At 45.2% G+C, this 13,101-nt stretch carries 14 protein-coding genes; 7 read left to right on the top strand and 7 right to left on the bottom strand.

Going from position 1 to position 13,101, the window contains the following annotated elements; genetic code table 11:
• Nucleotides 1-127 precede the first annotated feature (127 nt).
• From GJS45_RS13980 to GJS45_RS13970, 3 genes are all read left to right on the top strand, one after another.
• Nucleotides 128-1,033 carry a site-specific tyrosine recombinase gene (locus GJS45_RS13980; protein WP_162342477.1) on the top strand — a complete coding sequence of 302 codons (906 nt, stop codon included), beginning with the start codon at nucleotides 128-130 and terminating at the stop codon, nucleotides 1,031-1,033.
• Between the two features lie 101 nt (nucleotides 1,034-1,134).
• The gene (locus GJS45_RS13975; protein WP_235954762.1) at nucleotides 1,135-1,611 is read left to right on the top strand and encodes a Clp protease ClpB; all 477 of its coding nucleotides are present in this window, start codon (nucleotides 1,135-1,137) and stop codon (nucleotides 1,609-1,611) included.
• A gap of 104 nt (nucleotides 1,612-1,715) precedes the next feature.
• Nucleotides 1,716-2,180, top strand: coding sequence for a MaoC family dehydratase (locus GJS45_RS13970; protein ID WP_162342476.1), 465 nt, complete (start codon nucleotides 1,716-1,718; stop codon nucleotides 2,178-2,180).
• 93 nt (nucleotides 2,181-2,273) lie between these two features.
• On the opposite strand, the gene GJS45_RS13965 is transcribed toward GJS45_RS13970, so the two are convergent.
• The 4 genes from GJS45_RS13965 to GJS45_RS13950 form a co-directional block, all read right to left on the bottom strand.
• On the bottom strand, nucleotides 2,274-4,709 hold the full coding sequence (locus GJS45_RS13965) for an outer membrane beta-barrel protein (protein WP_162342475.1): 2,436 nt from the start codon (nucleotides 4,707-4,709) through the stop codon (nucleotides 2,274-2,276).
• Nucleotides 4,710-4,920: 211 nt separating this feature from the next.
• On the bottom strand, nucleotides 4,921-5,526 hold the full coding sequence (locus GJS45_RS13960) for a superoxide dismutase (protein ID WP_162342474.1): 606 nt from the start codon (nucleotides 5,524-5,526) through the stop codon (nucleotides 4,921-4,923).
• Between the two features lie 116 nt (nucleotides 5,527-5,642).
• Nucleotides 5,643-6,086 (bottom strand): nucleoside deaminase, encoded by a 444-nt coding sequence (locus tag GJS45_RS13955; protein ID WP_202928085.1) that lies wholly within the window; start codon nucleotides 6,084-6,086, stop codon nucleotides 5,643-5,645.
• Between the two features lie 10 nt (nucleotides 6,087-6,096).
• Entirely contained in the window at nucleotides 6,097-7,227 is a 1,131-nt protein-coding gene (locus tag GJS45_RS13950) for a hypothetical protein (RefSeq protein WP_162342473.1), read from the bottom strand.
• Between the two features lie 312 nt (nucleotides 7,228-7,539).
• On the opposite strand from GJS45_RS13950, the gene GJS45_RS13945 reads away from it, so the two are divergent.
• Nucleotides 7,540-8,742 (top strand): Na/Pi symporter, encoded by a 1,203-nt coding sequence (locus GJS45_RS13945; protein WP_162342472.1) that lies wholly within the window; start codon nucleotides 7,540-7,542, stop codon nucleotides 8,740-8,742.
• Here GJS45_RS13945 and deoC read toward each other — a convergent pair.
• A complete protein-coding gene (deoC, locus tag GJS45_RS13940) occupies nucleotides 8,711-9,376 on the bottom strand; it encodes a deoxyribose-phosphate aldolase (protein ID WP_162342471.1) in 666 nt (221 codons plus the stop codon). The two genes, GJS45_RS13945 and deoC, sit on opposite strands and share 32 nt — an antisense overlap.
• A 13-nt stretch (nucleotides 9,377-9,389) precedes the next feature.
• Between deoC and GJS45_RS13935 the strand changes: the two genes are divergently transcribed.
• Together GJS45_RS13935 and GJS45_RS13930 are read left to right on the top strand one after the other, a co-directional pair.
• Complete coding sequence (locus GJS45_RS13935) at nucleotides 9,390-9,995, top strand: methyltransferase family protein (RefSeq protein ID WP_235954760.1); 606 nt, start codon at nucleotides 9,390-9,392, stop codon at nucleotides 9,993-9,995.
• On the top strand, nucleotides 9,992-10,186 hold the full coding sequence (locus GJS45_RS13930; protein ID WP_162342470.1) for a hypothetical protein: 195 nt from the start codon (nucleotides 9,992-9,994) through the stop codon (nucleotides 10,184-10,186). Before GJS45_RS13935 ends, GJS45_RS13930 begins: the two co-directional genes overlap by 4 nt.
• Before the next feature lie 29 nt (nucleotides 10,187-10,215).
• Here GJS45_RS13930 and GJS45_RS13925 read toward each other — a convergent pair whose 3' ends face one another.
• Together GJS45_RS13925 and GJS45_RS13920 are read right to left on the bottom strand one after the other, a co-directional pair.
• Nucleotides 10,216-11,538: a DUF5690 family protein gene (locus GJS45_RS13925; RefSeq protein WP_162342469.1), complete on the bottom strand. Its 1,323-nt coding sequence runs from the start codon at nucleotides 11,536-11,538 to the stop codon at nucleotides 10,216-10,218.
• Nucleotides 11,538-12,245: an HAD-IA family hydrolase gene (locus GJS45_RS13920; protein ID WP_162342468.1), complete on the bottom strand. Its 708-nt coding sequence runs from the start codon at nucleotides 12,243-12,245 to the stop codon at nucleotides 11,538-11,540. The genes GJS45_RS13925 and GJS45_RS13920 overlap by 1 nt, the downstream gene beginning before the upstream one ends.
• A gap of 288 nt (nucleotides 12,246-12,533) precedes the next feature.
• Between GJS45_RS13920 and GJS45_RS13915 the strand changes: the two genes are divergently transcribed.
• Nucleotides 12,534-13,097 (top strand): phosphonate degradation HD-domain oxygenase, encoded by a 564-nt coding sequence (locus GJS45_RS13915; protein ID WP_162342467.1) that lies wholly within the window; start codon nucleotides 12,534-12,536, stop codon nucleotides 13,095-13,097.
• Nucleotides 13,098-13,101 lie beyond the last annotated feature (4 nt).

Here is a 13,101-nt window from a genome sequence, read left to right as displayed (position 1 = left end):
TTTCTGGCGTTTTATACGGTACGGTTGGAAGTGACAAAGGTAAACAATCGGCCCTTAATTAGGGGATTTATTCCATTGTTTTTGTTTTGATCGGGATAATGCCGGCAGTACCTATTAAATTTACCGGATGAGCTGGGAAAAGGAGATCAATGCCTTTGGGTATTACCTGAAAATCGAGCGCTCCCTGAGCGAAAATTCCTTGCTGGCCTATCGGCAGGATGTGCAAAAACTGGCCGTGTTTATGGAAGAAAATTTCCCGGAACGCAGTCCTGAAACGACTGAATTGTACCATTTAAGGCATTTTGTCAATAAACTGGGCAGTGAAAACATTTCCGAATTTTCCCAGGCACGGATCATATCAGGTATCAAAGCCTTTTATAAGTACCTCTTATACGAAGATAAGGTTGTGGACAGTCCGGCCTTGCTTCTGGAAGCCCCAAAGCTAACCCGTACCTTGCCCGATACGCTCAGTTATCTGGAAATAGAGCGCATACTGGAAGCCGTGCCCCTGGGGCAGCCGGGCGGACACCGAAACCGGGCCATGTTGGAAATGCTCTACGGCAGCGGGCTTCGGGTCTCGGAATTGATCCAACTGAAAAAAGGACATTATTTTGAGGATATCGGATTTTTGCGTGTGTTGGGAAAAGGAAACAAAGAGCGCCTGGTGCCAGTCGGAAAATCAGCAGCCAAATATTTGCGCATCTATCTGAAAGAGGTCCGGACACATGGTCCGATAGCCAAGGGTCACGAGGAGTACCTTTTTCTAAATAACCGGGGAAAAAAACTTTCCCGGGTCATGGTTTTTCTCATGATCAAAAAAATGGCAGCAAGTGCTGGCATTGCCAAAAAAGTCAGCCCCCATACCTTCAGGCACAGCTTTGCCACTCATCTGGTAGAGGGAGGTGCAGACTTGCGGGCGGTTCAGGAGATGCTGGGACACGAAAGTATCACCACTACCGAAATCTATACCCATCTGGATCGGGACTACCTACGGCAGGTACTCAATGAATTTTTGCCGGGAAACAAAGACTAACTTTTCCATAAGCTGGGAAATCAACAGACGGCTGGATTTAGGCATGTTTTTTGAACGGGGCTAGATTCAATGGAAAAGATAGGCTAAGAAAGGAACGCAGTATGAATAATAGAACCGTATATTTTTTAGGACTTGTGGTATGGCTGATGACCTTGCCTTTTCTGGCGGTAGCTCAGGAAAAATTAAATCGCTTGCTTCAGGAAAGGGAAACCCTCCATCAGGAGTGGCAGGTATCCGAAAGCAAAAAGTCCGGCCTCTTTGGAAACCGTACCAAAAAGGACATGGAAGCAACCAACGAATGGATGGGTCGGATCATTCAAAAAGACAATCAGATCATGCAGGAGTTGGAAATGCTTAAGGATATACAGACCACTGAAATCAGCTATGAGAAAGAAGATTATAAATACATCGCGCAGAAAGCGGAAGCAGATATCGTAAAATTGAAGCGGGCCTTGTTGGAGAAGGATAAGGACATTCTACAGGAAAAAGAAAAGAAAAGGACCTATGAATGGACAACATTGGTGTTTTTTCTCAGCAGTCTGACACTTGGCTGGTTGTATTTTCGGAAAAAAGGGTAAGGATATCCAATCAAAAGGTCGGCTGGAAGGCTTTTAATTAGAAAATTGTTTTTAAATCAAGGGGGTTTTGATACTTTTATTTTTTTATAAAAACCAACCCAATCATGAGCAAACTGATTATAAATAGCTTTGAAGATTTCCAGCAATATATTGGAAAAGAACTGGGGGTATCGGATTATCACCAGGTAAGCCAGCAACAGATCAATTTATTTGCGGATGCCACTTTGGATCATCAGTGGATCCATACCGATCCGGAAAAAGCCGAAGCTGAAGGAGCCTTTGGTGGTACCATTGCCCACGGTTACCTGACCCTCTCCCTGGTTCCCTATCTCTGGAATCAGATCGTGCAGGTAAACAACCTCAAAATGATGGTTAATTATGGGATCGAAAATCTCCGTTTTGCCAATCCGGTAAAAGTGAACGACGAAATCAGGATGGCTGCTACCCTGGCGAACATCAGCGATCTTCGGGGTACCATCAAAACGGAAATGAAGGTGAAACTTGAAATCAAGGGAGAACGAAAACCTGCCCTATCTGCCCACCTGATTTTTCTCTACCATTTTAAATAACACCCTCCTCTTCGTTTGTTTTCCTGAGGAAAAAAACAAAAACAGCATCCACCGGACGCTGTTTTTAGCATTGTTAAAAAACCTAATCTAAACTTATTCCAATCTATTTCTTTCTTCGGTACTTCCGCTCCGTTGGTTTACATTGAACTGTTCTCCCTGAGCAAATTTCCAACGCAAGGTAAATCGCACACTTTGTACGCTGTTATACTGCTGCACGTCGGTATTAATACGGTTGAAATCTATGTTGCCTTTGAATTTCATGCTTCGAAAAATATCCGATCCGTTTACGGTAAGGCTTAATTTGTCATCTTTGAAGGTTTTGGTGATCCCCGCATCCATCCAGCCCATGGCGTTTATCACCAATTGACCGTCCCGGAAGGGACTTCGATAGATGCCCACCAATTCCAGTTTGAATCCCTTCGGTAGGATGATGTTATGCTGCGTTCGGGCCATAAAGGAAAACTGCCTTTCATCCAATAACTCCTCTCCCAGCTGAGACTGAAAGGTATTTCCATTGAACTGAAGCATGTTGCTGGTGCTATACCAACTGGCAAATTCTACCGGTACCACTGCCCTCAGACTTAAGTTTTGAGTGCGATCGAGGTTTTGCATCTGAATGCGGGTCTTTCTCGTTTCATCATCCTGAACCATTATTTGTCCGAAGGCATTTTCGGTCTGGGAAAAAGACAGCGAAAACTGATAGGCATTTTTGATAATATGATTCATCTCCAGATTGTTGGCATACTGAGGCCTGAGGTTGGGATTGCCCTCTTCGGTGGTAAGGGGATCGATGTAGAAAACGTAAGGGTTTAATTGCCGGTAATACGGTCGGGTGATGCGGCGATTAAGGTTGTAGACGATTTGATAGTTTTCCGTCACCTGATGCTGTAGGTAGGCACTCGGAAAAAGGTTCAGGTACTCCTGGGAATTGATTTCCGAACGGGTAAGCGAATTCCCCTCTATAGCGGCGTACTCTGTTCGCAATCCGGCCTGAAAACTCAGCTTTTCGCTTAGTGGTACCTTGTAGGAAGCATAAGCTGCCAACACATTTTCCTTATAAATGAAGTGGTTGCTATTGGGGTCGGGAGTAAAGGGCCCCTCTTCCACCCTTTTTGCTATTTCCAACAGGTTGTCAGAAGTCACCCAACTCCCTTTGATACCGGTTTCCAGGACCTTTTCATTGCCGAGAGGCTTGGTGAAATCTGCTTTTGCTGTAAAAATAGAATAGGCCATCTCGTTTCCTGTCCGAATCTTGTCTGAAGTCCCGTCCGTCAGGTTTTCATTAAACCAATATTGGTTATCCAACAAACTCAAGCTTCCGGCATCCATGTGGGTATAATCGATGTCTGCCGACAGCTTTGTCCCCAAGGTATCTAGTTTACCGATATAGTGAAAGTTGCCAAACATCCGGAGATTATCCGATTCGCCATCATTCAAGGCATTCAGGTAATTCCGATCGGTATTTTCCGGATTAGAAATGGCTGTAAGGGAGTTGCCATCCTCTGTCCCTTTTCGGGTAGAAGCCTGTAGGTTGATTCCCAGTGAATGACGGTCATTAATCTGATAGTCGGTTCCCCCTGAGAAAAACAAATTCTTACTCAGCAATTTCAAGCGTGCCTCCTGATCAAACTCGGAAAGGCCGTTATCCAGTTGAAACCTGCGAAAGATATCCAGGTCAAGGAAGCGCCCAAATTGGTTGTAATTCAGGCTGATATTGGAAGTCCATTTATTTTTTTTAACATTCAGAGTGGCGCCAGCCGATGGCGTGTGTATCCCGTTATACTGACTGCCCGCATGTATATTTCCATTGGTACCGTTCAGGTTGTTTTTCTTCAAAACCAGGTTGATTACACCTGCAGCACCTTCGGCATCGTATTTGGCAGGAGGGTTCTGAATCACTTCAATACTTCGGATGTTGTCTGCCGGCATGGCCCGAAGAAAATTGGCCAGGTCGTCGGCACTCATGTACGTCTGTCGGTCATCGACCAGCACTATTACGCCTGTGCGACCATTTAAATTAATATTTCCATCCGCATCTACAAATACTCCCGGGGAACGGCCAATGACATCCAGTGCGCTATTTCCTTCTGCCATTACAGTACCCTCCACGTTTACCACCGTTTTATCAGCCTGAATCAGCACATCCGGACGTGCCGCTTTGACCGTTACTTCATCCAGGGCGGATACCTGCACGCTTAACCGAATGGTTCCAACATTCTTTTGCTCCCCAGGTTTCAACTGAAATGGTTCGCTTGTGTAGGTATCGTATCCAATGGTGGAAACGCCCAGGGTCAAGGGTAGCTTAGTGGTAGCAGGAAGGTAAAAACTCCCTGCCTCATCGGTAATGGCTCCCGTTACCAACTCCCCATCGGTTGCGTCAAGTAAAAACACGTTGGCGAAGGGCATAGGGGCTTCGTTTTCATCGAAAACGGTACCCGCTACCTGAGCCGGTTGGTCCTGCGCGGCCAGATGGCTCAAACCCAATAAATAAAAAAATACGGTGGCAAAAATATACCTGGTAACATTCATGGCTATACACAATTAATGGTTTCATACATAGCCAAGGGAAAAAGGTGCCAAACCAACATAAAATTATTAAACTGCTGATTATCAAATTTTTAAATTACTTATTGATAAATTGGTTGTTTCAATATCGTACACATTTGTTGTACGGTAACCGGACAAAAAAATCCCCCCGGAATTTCCGGAGGGATTCGTCAATACAATGATCTAGCTGGAATTATTTGGCAGCAGCATATTTTTTAGCCACCTCGTCCCAATTAACCACATTCCAGAAAGCGGCTATGTAGTCGGGTCTCCTGTTTTGGTAATTGAGGTAATAGGCATGCTCCCAAACGTCCAATCCTAAGATGGGTGTTCCTTTTGTTTCGGCTATATCCATCAATGGATTATCCTGATTTGGGGTGGAACTTACCTGTAGTTCGCCGTTATGAACACTTAGCCAAGCCCATCCGGAACCGAATCGGGTAGCGGCGGCGTTTGCAAATTCTTCCTTGAATTTATCGAAAGAACCAAATTTTTTATCGATGGCTGCTGCCAGTTCCCCGCTCGGAGCTCCACCACCTTTTGGTGATAAGATTGTCCAGAAAAGGGAATGGTTGTAATGACCACCGCCGTTATTTCTAACCGCAGTCGGTGCGGAGGAAATCCCCTTCATTATTTCTTCAATGCTCTTCGAAGCCAGGTCGGTACCTTCGACGGCACCGTTTAACTTGGTCACATAAGCATTGTGGTGTTTACCATGGTGGATTTCCATGGTTTTCGCATCAATATGAGGCTCCAATGCATTCTTTTCGTAAGGTAAACTAGGAAGTTCAAAAGCCATTCGTTCTTTATTTTTAGTGAAACATAAAATTGAGTTGATGGTGCAGGTTTGTATTAAAAAACCTACTAGTACAAACCAAGGAACTTAAAAAATGGTTCTTTTATTCCGTCGAATCTCTAATTTCTGAGATTTTTAAAAAATGCCTGCAACAAATTCTTTGATTTATCCTCCAACAGGCCGCTGGAGACCTTGGTTTTTGGATGGAGAAGGGGTTGAGGTATGCGGGAATACCCTCTTTGTGGGTCACTGCTGGCAAAGTGCATTTCTCCCAGTTGTGCCCAAAAGCTAGCCCCGGCACACATGATACAGGGCTCTAACGTCACGTATAATTTGCACTCGGGGAGGTACTTGGCACCCAGGGCATGGGAAGCCGCTGTTATGGCCAGGATTTCGGCATGAGCGGTCACATCGGTAAGCTTTTCTGTTTGATTATAGGCCCGGGCGATGACCCTGTTCCTAACTACAATCACTGCTCCCACCGGAATTTCCCCTTCTTCGTAAGCGATTTCTGCCTGCTTCAGGGCTTCATTCATCCAATATTCATCCGAGTAAATTTCCAAGAATACTGCTTTAGAAAATCAAGTCAAAAATTTCTTTCCTTACCCCTTCATTGATGATCAGCGCGAGAATCAGCGACACGATCAACCCGATACCCGCTTTGACCAAGTCATTTTTGGCCAGGCGGTAAGCCCTCACCAAACGCGCTTTGCGTTTTTTTAGTTTTTTTGATTTCGCCAAAGCGATGGACAATTCCCTGCCCCCCAATAGTCCGATAAAAACCCAGGTGGTACTCATGGGCATGTTGCTGTAGGCCTTAAAATAAAACAGAATAATGGCATACACCAGGTCGACAATGGTAGCTGCCCGAACATCGGTGACACTTGTCTTCTCATTGACTATTCCCTGGATCTTGTCTCCTTTCATATAAAAAAGTACTCCTAAACCAAAAAACACAAAGCCCGCATAAGCCGAAAATTCCCAGACATTTAATTGGCGCGGAAGGAAAACGGCGATATTGGCTGCATCTTGCATGATCCATACCGCCCATAAGCTACCCGAAGTAATCCATTGAAGGACGTACCAGTAGTTTCCCGGTTTTCCCTTGAGGTAGTTGGTGACAAACTTTTCCAATATGTACCATACCACGATGGCAGCAAAAAAAGCCAAAAAGTATCCGACAAAACTTTTTTGCATGACTCCTAAAATGGTCCCGGCTTTGTAGGTAAAAACATTTAGTAACAGAAAGGTAGTCGAAACTGGCATCCGAAGACGGGTCATTACCAGCAAAACGATTGGAGCCGCAATTTGCAAAAAGACAAAACTCTGAGGGGCTTCATCCAGGCCATCGACCTGCAATCGCTCGTAGCTGACATCCCCGTTAAATGTAAACCAGCTATAAGTAACGGTACCGACAAAGATCAGCCCCATAAAAAGCCACAAATAATACCATTTTCTGTTTTGGTTTGAGGCGATAAAGGTTCCAATCGTCTGTATGCTATCGTTGGCTATAGCGGAATAGGCAGCTAGTGCAAACCCAAACCACATAGCAGCATAGGTATACGGGGTAATGATCCCCGCTATGGAAATCAAGATGCAAATGATTAAAAGAAAGGACTTTTCCTTTTTTGTAAAATCAAAAAGTGAATAGGCGGCCTTGGATAGCGCATCCTGGTTAATGTTTTGATCTTTCAGTTTGGCCATAAGCTGGTTTCGGCTTGGAAATACGGACGCAAATTAAACAAGAATTATTAAGGATAATGTTACCAAATTGTTAAGTCCCTGTCAAAAGGGTAAAAACCGGGAATTATGGATGAATGACCGGGCGAACCTCTTTTGTTCAAAAATAGAAAGATTTTATTTCTTCCCAGCCCCTTTTGAGATATAAATCGTTTCTTCCCGAACAAATGGGGCACTACTAATTTTAACATAAGTTTTATGCGAAAAGTGTGTATTTCTATAGGGTGTATACGTATTTTGCAAATTGAAAGAAGCTATTTCTAATTTGATTTTTGAATGACCATTACTTCTGCGGGTAAAACCTATAAAAAGAATCTGATTTTGGCAGTTACCGTAATTTTTGGTTTACTGCTGTTCATGTTTTCAATTGATTTTTTGACTTATTCTTTGGCTAAATTAAACAATGAAGTAGCCAATACGCTGTTTATGGCCACCAGCAACCCATTTGTAGGACTGTTCATAGGCTTGCTGACTACTGCCCTTATCCAATCCAGCTCTACGGTATCGGCCATGGTCGTGGTCTTGGTTGCCTCCGGTAACCTGAGCCTGACACAGGCTGTTCCCCTGATTATGGGGGCAAATATTGGAACGACCCTTACGAGTACACTGGTAGCTTTTGGCTACATTATGAAAAAAAAATCCTTCCGCAAGGCCCTCTCAGCCGGTGTCTTACACGATCTTTTCAATATCATTTCGGTCATTCTCTTGCTTCCCCTGGAGGTGTATTTTGGTCTCCTGAGTAAAATGGCCGCCTGGATTACCCGTGGCCTTGGAGCCGGAAGCACTATCTTCGAAGGGGATTTAAGCTATCAGGGGTTTTTTCTCCGACCGCTGAGTTATTACCTGGCAGAATGGCTCCATTGGCCGCTTTTTGGTCTGCTTGTGGGAGTTTTGCTTCTGGTGGGTTCCATCAAAATTCTCTCTGCCCTGGCCTACCGCTCCTTGATTACCCCAAACTTTAAAAAAATCCGGAAACATATTTTTAATTTTCCCTATCGCTCTTTTGCCTATGGGATGTTTTTTACAGCGGCCGTTCAGTCCAGCACCGTCACTACCTCTCTGATGGTGACCGCAGTCGCCACCGGCAAGGTTGCCTTGAGAAAAGTGTTCCCTTTTATTATGGGAGCTAATCTGGGAACCACCATTACTGCAGTGATTGCTGCCCTTTATAAAACCGAAGCGGCCATTAGCGTGGCGATAGTTCATGTTCTGTTTAACCTTATCGGAGCGTTGCTTTTCCTTCCCTTTCCTGCATTACGTGAGATTCCCGTAAGGTTTGCGCGGAATTTTGGGAAAAAAACGGCCAATACCCGTTTCGTTGGATTCGCCTATATTCTCCTAACCTTTTTTATCATCCCCTTTTTTCTGATTTATTTCAATCAGTCCGATGGAGAGTCCGGCACAGACACTACACCTACTCTTCCCAAGACGGAGGAAGTCAGTAATATCAGGATTGGGTCCGGAGAAAAGCTTCCATGATTTGGGGGCCGCCACTGGTCCCGATCCGGTCAGCGCCGGCATGGATCATTTCTAGGGCTTGGTCCATCGTTTTTATGCCTCCACTGGCCTTGATACCGATTTGACTTGGAAGGAGCTGGCGCATTTCCCGAATCTTACCGGCCTCTGCTCCCACTGGCGCATATCCGGTGGACGTTTTAACAAAATCAGCACCGGCATCCCTGCAAATACTACAGGCTTGTTCTAATTCTTCCTTGTTAAGATAGGCCGTTTCGACGATCACTTTCATCAATTTTTCCCTATCATGGATCCGATTGGCTAGCTGAGCCAATTCTATTTTGGGCCAATTCATTTTCGATTTGAAGGCGGATAATGACCAGACCACATCCAGTTCATCTGCTCCGTCATCCAGTGCTTGATTGCATTCGGCAAGCTTGGTCTGGCTCATATTGTAGCCGAAGGGAAAACCAACTACGGTAACTACCTGTATGTCTTCTTCAGCCAACTCTCTTTTGACTTTCTTCACCCAGAACGGGGGAACGCAGACGGCACGAAAATGGTATTTGAAAGCCTGGTTGATCAACAGCCGAATCGATTGTTCATCTACTGCAGGATGCAAGGCACTGTGTTCAATATAGCGGTGTAAATTTTTCATAATCAATCAAAATATGGATATTTGGGTGTTTATGGACTACCTCATTTTGGGACTTGGCTGGGTGCTATTCTACAGCAGCCACACGTTCCTTGCCACACTCAATATAAAAAGAAAAATCAAGTCCTTGCTTAAAGGACAATATAAATGGTACCGGCTGGCGTACAGCTGGTTTTCAAGCCTCTTCTTTTTAGCCTTGTTCCTTTATGCAGGCAGTATTCCTCCCATCTGGCTTTTTGCTTCCGGTCCGGGCAGCACCTACCTGGGCTTTATGCTCGCTACGTTTGGTACCATCATTTGCGTAAAAAGCATGCGGGATGTTTCGGTCAGCCGATTCCTAGGCCTTCGTCCGCAAGATGACCTTTCCGAGAACGAACCACTGGTTACAGACGGTTGGTATGGATACATGCGGCATCCTCTCTATGCCGGTTTAATCTTGATTTTTATGGGGTATTTCTTATACGTGCCCAATCTTTCTTCGCTATTTCATCTAGCGGCTCTTTTGCTATACTTACCGGTAGGCATTTATTTTGAAGAAAAAAAGCTACTAACCCTATACGGCAAGCGCTACGCCAGGTATCAAAAAGAGATTCCCGCCATCATACCTCGTTTTGGAAAATGACTGAACTAATACTGTACACTGCCGCTTTATTGCTGGTTTTGGCCCACCTGCTGATGGCCAGCCTTTTCTACCGTCATATTAATAACAATCCCCGGCTGTCCTTTCATGAAAAAAATGATTGGCGTCTGAAGGCACTTGTATTTCCAGCTTATTATTGGTTTCGCTACAAACGGCAACAGGATGATTCCTGATTTTTATTTTCAGATGGTAGAAAACCAAATTAGGGAATCATTCCAGGCAACTGTTTCTGGTCGGAGAGCAGGTGATAGGCTTGAAGTTTCCTGAAAAAATAAACCCCACTGACCGCCATAAGAAGCACACTAAGACCCATCAGTAAAATCAAGCCCTGGGAATAAAAAGACAGCCAACTCATGCGTTCGTAGTTTCCAAATTGTTTAAAAACGAGAATTCCGGTAGAACCCAGGTAACCAAAACTATCGACCAGGTACATCAGGAAACCTACATTACCCGCGTATCTGAAAGAAGCCAGCAAACGATCAAAAAGCAGGCAATTGAAGGGAATATACGCCATGTAAGTACCTGTACCGGTTGCCACCATCCAATATAACGGCGATAGCCAGCCATTTAGCATGGCCACCGTAGCCGCTAGCGCCAGCAATAACCCTGAGATGATAATCATATGGTAAATAAACAAGGCTTTGAAATTATTTTTCACCAGTACCAGCAGCCCCATCATCAGTAACAGGATAAGGGTGATAGGGATCTCGGTTTGTGTCAGCAGTTCGGGAGGCACGGTCACCCTCAAATCTTTCCATATCTCTACCACAAAATTATCGCGAATATCCCGAAAGGCTGTCAGGACCATATAGACCAGTACCAGGATAATCAAGCCGGAGCGGAACTGCTGGAAAAAAGCACTACGATCGGCCTGATGCATGGATTTTCGTTCCGTTTTCAGAGCGATGTCCCCGATGCTGGGAGGAGGTGTATGGTTCAAAAGAAAAACACTTGCCAACAATACCGGAATAAAAATAGCCCCCGTCAAAAATGGCATCCAGTACGGATCCACTCCCAGGTCAACCAATAGATAGCGGCCCACTGTCTTTACAAATCCAGACGAAAACACAAAACTCACCGCCAAAATGCTGCCCATCATTTCGGTAAATCGCCTGCCTTCAAGGTAATGGAAAACCAACCCCCAAATCAACCCAAGCGGAAAACCATTGATCAGGAAGCATAAAATATTCCAGGGGGCAGGTAGCAGGGCAAAACCCAATAATCCCAACCAGGAAACGCCAATCAGGCTCAGTGTTAGCCTGGCCCTGTCAGAAGCTTTCAGTTCAGATATGACTTTAATCCCGTAAAACTTACTGGCCATGTACCCCAGGGTCTGCATCAGAATCAGCCAGACTTTCAGGTCGAGTCCCCACCATTCTTCCCCGTCAAACGTGGCCGAAGCAAATGGCTTCCGAAAAGCATACATGCAACTGTAGGTCAGAAATGCCATGATCCCGGCAAAAAGGCTCATGAGCAATGGTGGAGCAACAGCTAGTTTTTTAGTAAGAGAGGGAATGACAAACATTATTGCCCGGGCTCACCCATCTCTTTGGCTACCAAAGGCAAAATTTCCAATAGCCGGTGAACGATGTGGGTAGGTTGGTGGGGTCTTAGTGCTGCTTCGGTGTAAGCACCCGTGGTCACGGCCAGACTCATCAGACAGCCCGCATTCAGTCCTTCATGGATATCTACTTCGGTGTCCCCGATCTTGATTACTTCCAAAGGACTACCAATGCCTAGCGCTGCCATCATTTTTAAAATCATGTCAGGATGTGGCCGGCCTTTCTTAACTTCATCGCTACACACGGTGATATCTATCAGCGGATGATTTTTCCAGCCAATGCGCTCCAGGATGACATCAGCAATATCCCTGCTAAAGCCCGTGTCCAGCCCCACTTTTATTCCCATTTGCTGCAAGGATTCAAATACTTCCAGCGCATCGTCCATCGGAGCAATGTCCGGACTTTCCCGGTAAAACCGCATCATTTCCTCCACAAAACTAGCGTGGATTTTAGTCACTTCTTCATCCGTCACCTTTTCGGCATGGGCTTGCAGCATTTCCCGGATCGCAAGTGGTTTCGGATAGCCCATTTTTTCGTTGGCTTCCTCCAAGCTTACCTGTGCGTAACCATTACTTGAAAAAGCTGTGACAAAAGCCGCTGCCACATTGCTTTGATCTTTGATGGTGGTGCCGGCCATGTCAAAAACAGCCAATTTGATGGGGTTTTTCATACGTTTGCGAATCCTGATAAGTGCTATTAAATACGGGATCAAAATAGGTAAAAAAAATAATAGAAGAAAACCAAATCCAATCATGCTTCGGTTAATTAATCGTGAAATCGAGCCCGCCACAGGCGGACAGGCATGACGAGATCGTCACACAGTGAGATGATTATCAATCATGCGAGATTCCCCGTCTGCGACCGGAAGGCATCTGACCGCTAAAAAAATTATAAACAGATGAATAAGGTTTGGCTTTATTACTGAATATGGGTATTTTCAAAATAAAATAGCATAGTTATGAAAAGGACTACCCAGGAAATTGTAGATGAAATTTTTGACCTTTACGCCTCTTTTGGCGACGCGGATTATATCGGCGAGCCTGTTTCTCAGTTGGAGCATATGAGTCAGGCCGCTCAGTTGGCTGAATCGGAAGGTCATTCACCTGAGGTGATTCTGGCCGCTTTTTTCCATGATCTGGGACACCTTTTCGCCCAAGGGGAAGCCCTCGATCAGATGGGGGAGTTTGGGGTAATGGACCACGAAAAACTGGGAGCCGACTACCTGCGTAAATTAGGTTTTCCGGAACTGGTTGCCCGCTTGGTGGAAAGCCATGTAGAAGCCAAGAGATACCTGACATATAAAAACCCGGATTATTTTAACCGCTTATCTGAAGCCAGCAAGCAGACCCTCCGCTACCAGGGAGGAGTGATGAGCCCGGAGGAAGCAAGCGCATTTGAAGCGGATGAAAACTATGCCCTGATACTTAAGATGCGGGAATGGGACGAAAAAGCCAAGGAAACGCAGGTACCGGTTCCCTCCCTTGACAAGTACAAAAAAATGGCGAAAGACCTGCTGGATTAAATCC

It is taken from the genome of Cyclobacterium salsum, assembly GCF_010119245.1.
In the GTDB taxonomy this organism is placed as follows: Bacteria; Bacteroidota; Bacteroidia; order Cytophagales; family Cyclobacteriaceae; genus Cyclobacterium; species Cyclobacterium salsum.
Note: the sequence above shows the minus strand (reverse complement) of the source record. Positions and strands in the feature narration are given on the sequence as shown.

Bases quoted from the DNA above. Each gene is read 5' to 3' on its own strand.
- GJS45_RS13925 (WP_162342469.1), bottom strand. From the start codon at position 11,538: ATGTTTGTCATTCCCTCTCTTACTAAAAAACTAGCTGTTGCTCCACCA.
- GJS45_RS13975 (WP_235954762.1), top strand. From the start codon at position 1,135: ATGAATAATAGAACCGTATATTTTTTAGGACTTGTGGTATGGCTGATG.
- GJS45_RS13950 (WP_162342473.1), bottom strand. From the start codon at position 7,227: ATGGCCAAACTGAAAGATCAAAACATTAACCAGGATGCGCTATCCAAG.
- GJS45_RS13970 (WP_162342476.1), top strand. From the start codon at position 1,716: ATGAGCAAACTGATTATAAATAGCTTTGAAGATTTCCAGCAATATATT.
- GJS45_RS13960 (WP_162342474.1), bottom strand. From the start codon at position 5,526: ATGGCTTTTGAACTTCCTAGTTTACCTTACGAAAAGAATGCATTGGAG.
- GJS45_RS13965 (WP_162342475.1), bottom strand. From the start codon at position 4,709: ATGAATGTTACCAGGTATATTTTTGCCACCGTATTTTTTTATTTATTG.
- GJS45_RS13915 (WP_162342467.1), top strand. From the start codon at position 12,534: ATGAAAAGGACTACCCAGGAAATTGTAGATGAAATTTTTGACCTTTAC.
- GJS45_RS13935 (WP_235954760.1), top strand. From the start codon at position 9,390: ATGGATATTTGGGTGTTTATGGACTACCTCATTTTGGGACTTGGCTGG.
- GJS45_RS13920 (WP_162342468.1), bottom strand. From the start codon at position 12,245: ATGAAAAACCCCATCAAATTGGCTGTTTTTGACATGGCCGGCACCACC.
- deoC (WP_162342471.1), bottom strand. From the start codon at position 9,376: ATGAAAAATTTACACCGCTATATTGAACACAGTGCCTTGCATCCTGCA.
- GJS45_RS13930 (WP_162342470.1), top strand. From the start codon at position 9,992: ATGACTGAACTAATACTGTACACTGCCGCTTTATTGCTGGTTTTGGCC.
- GJS45_RS13980 (WP_162342477.1), top strand. From the start codon at position 128: ATGAGCTGGGAAAAGGAGATCAATGCCTTTGGGTATTACCTGAAAATC.
- GJS45_RS13945 (WP_162342472.1), top strand. From the start codon at position 7,540: ATGACCATTACTTCTGCGGGTAAAACCTATAAAAAGAATCTGATTTTG.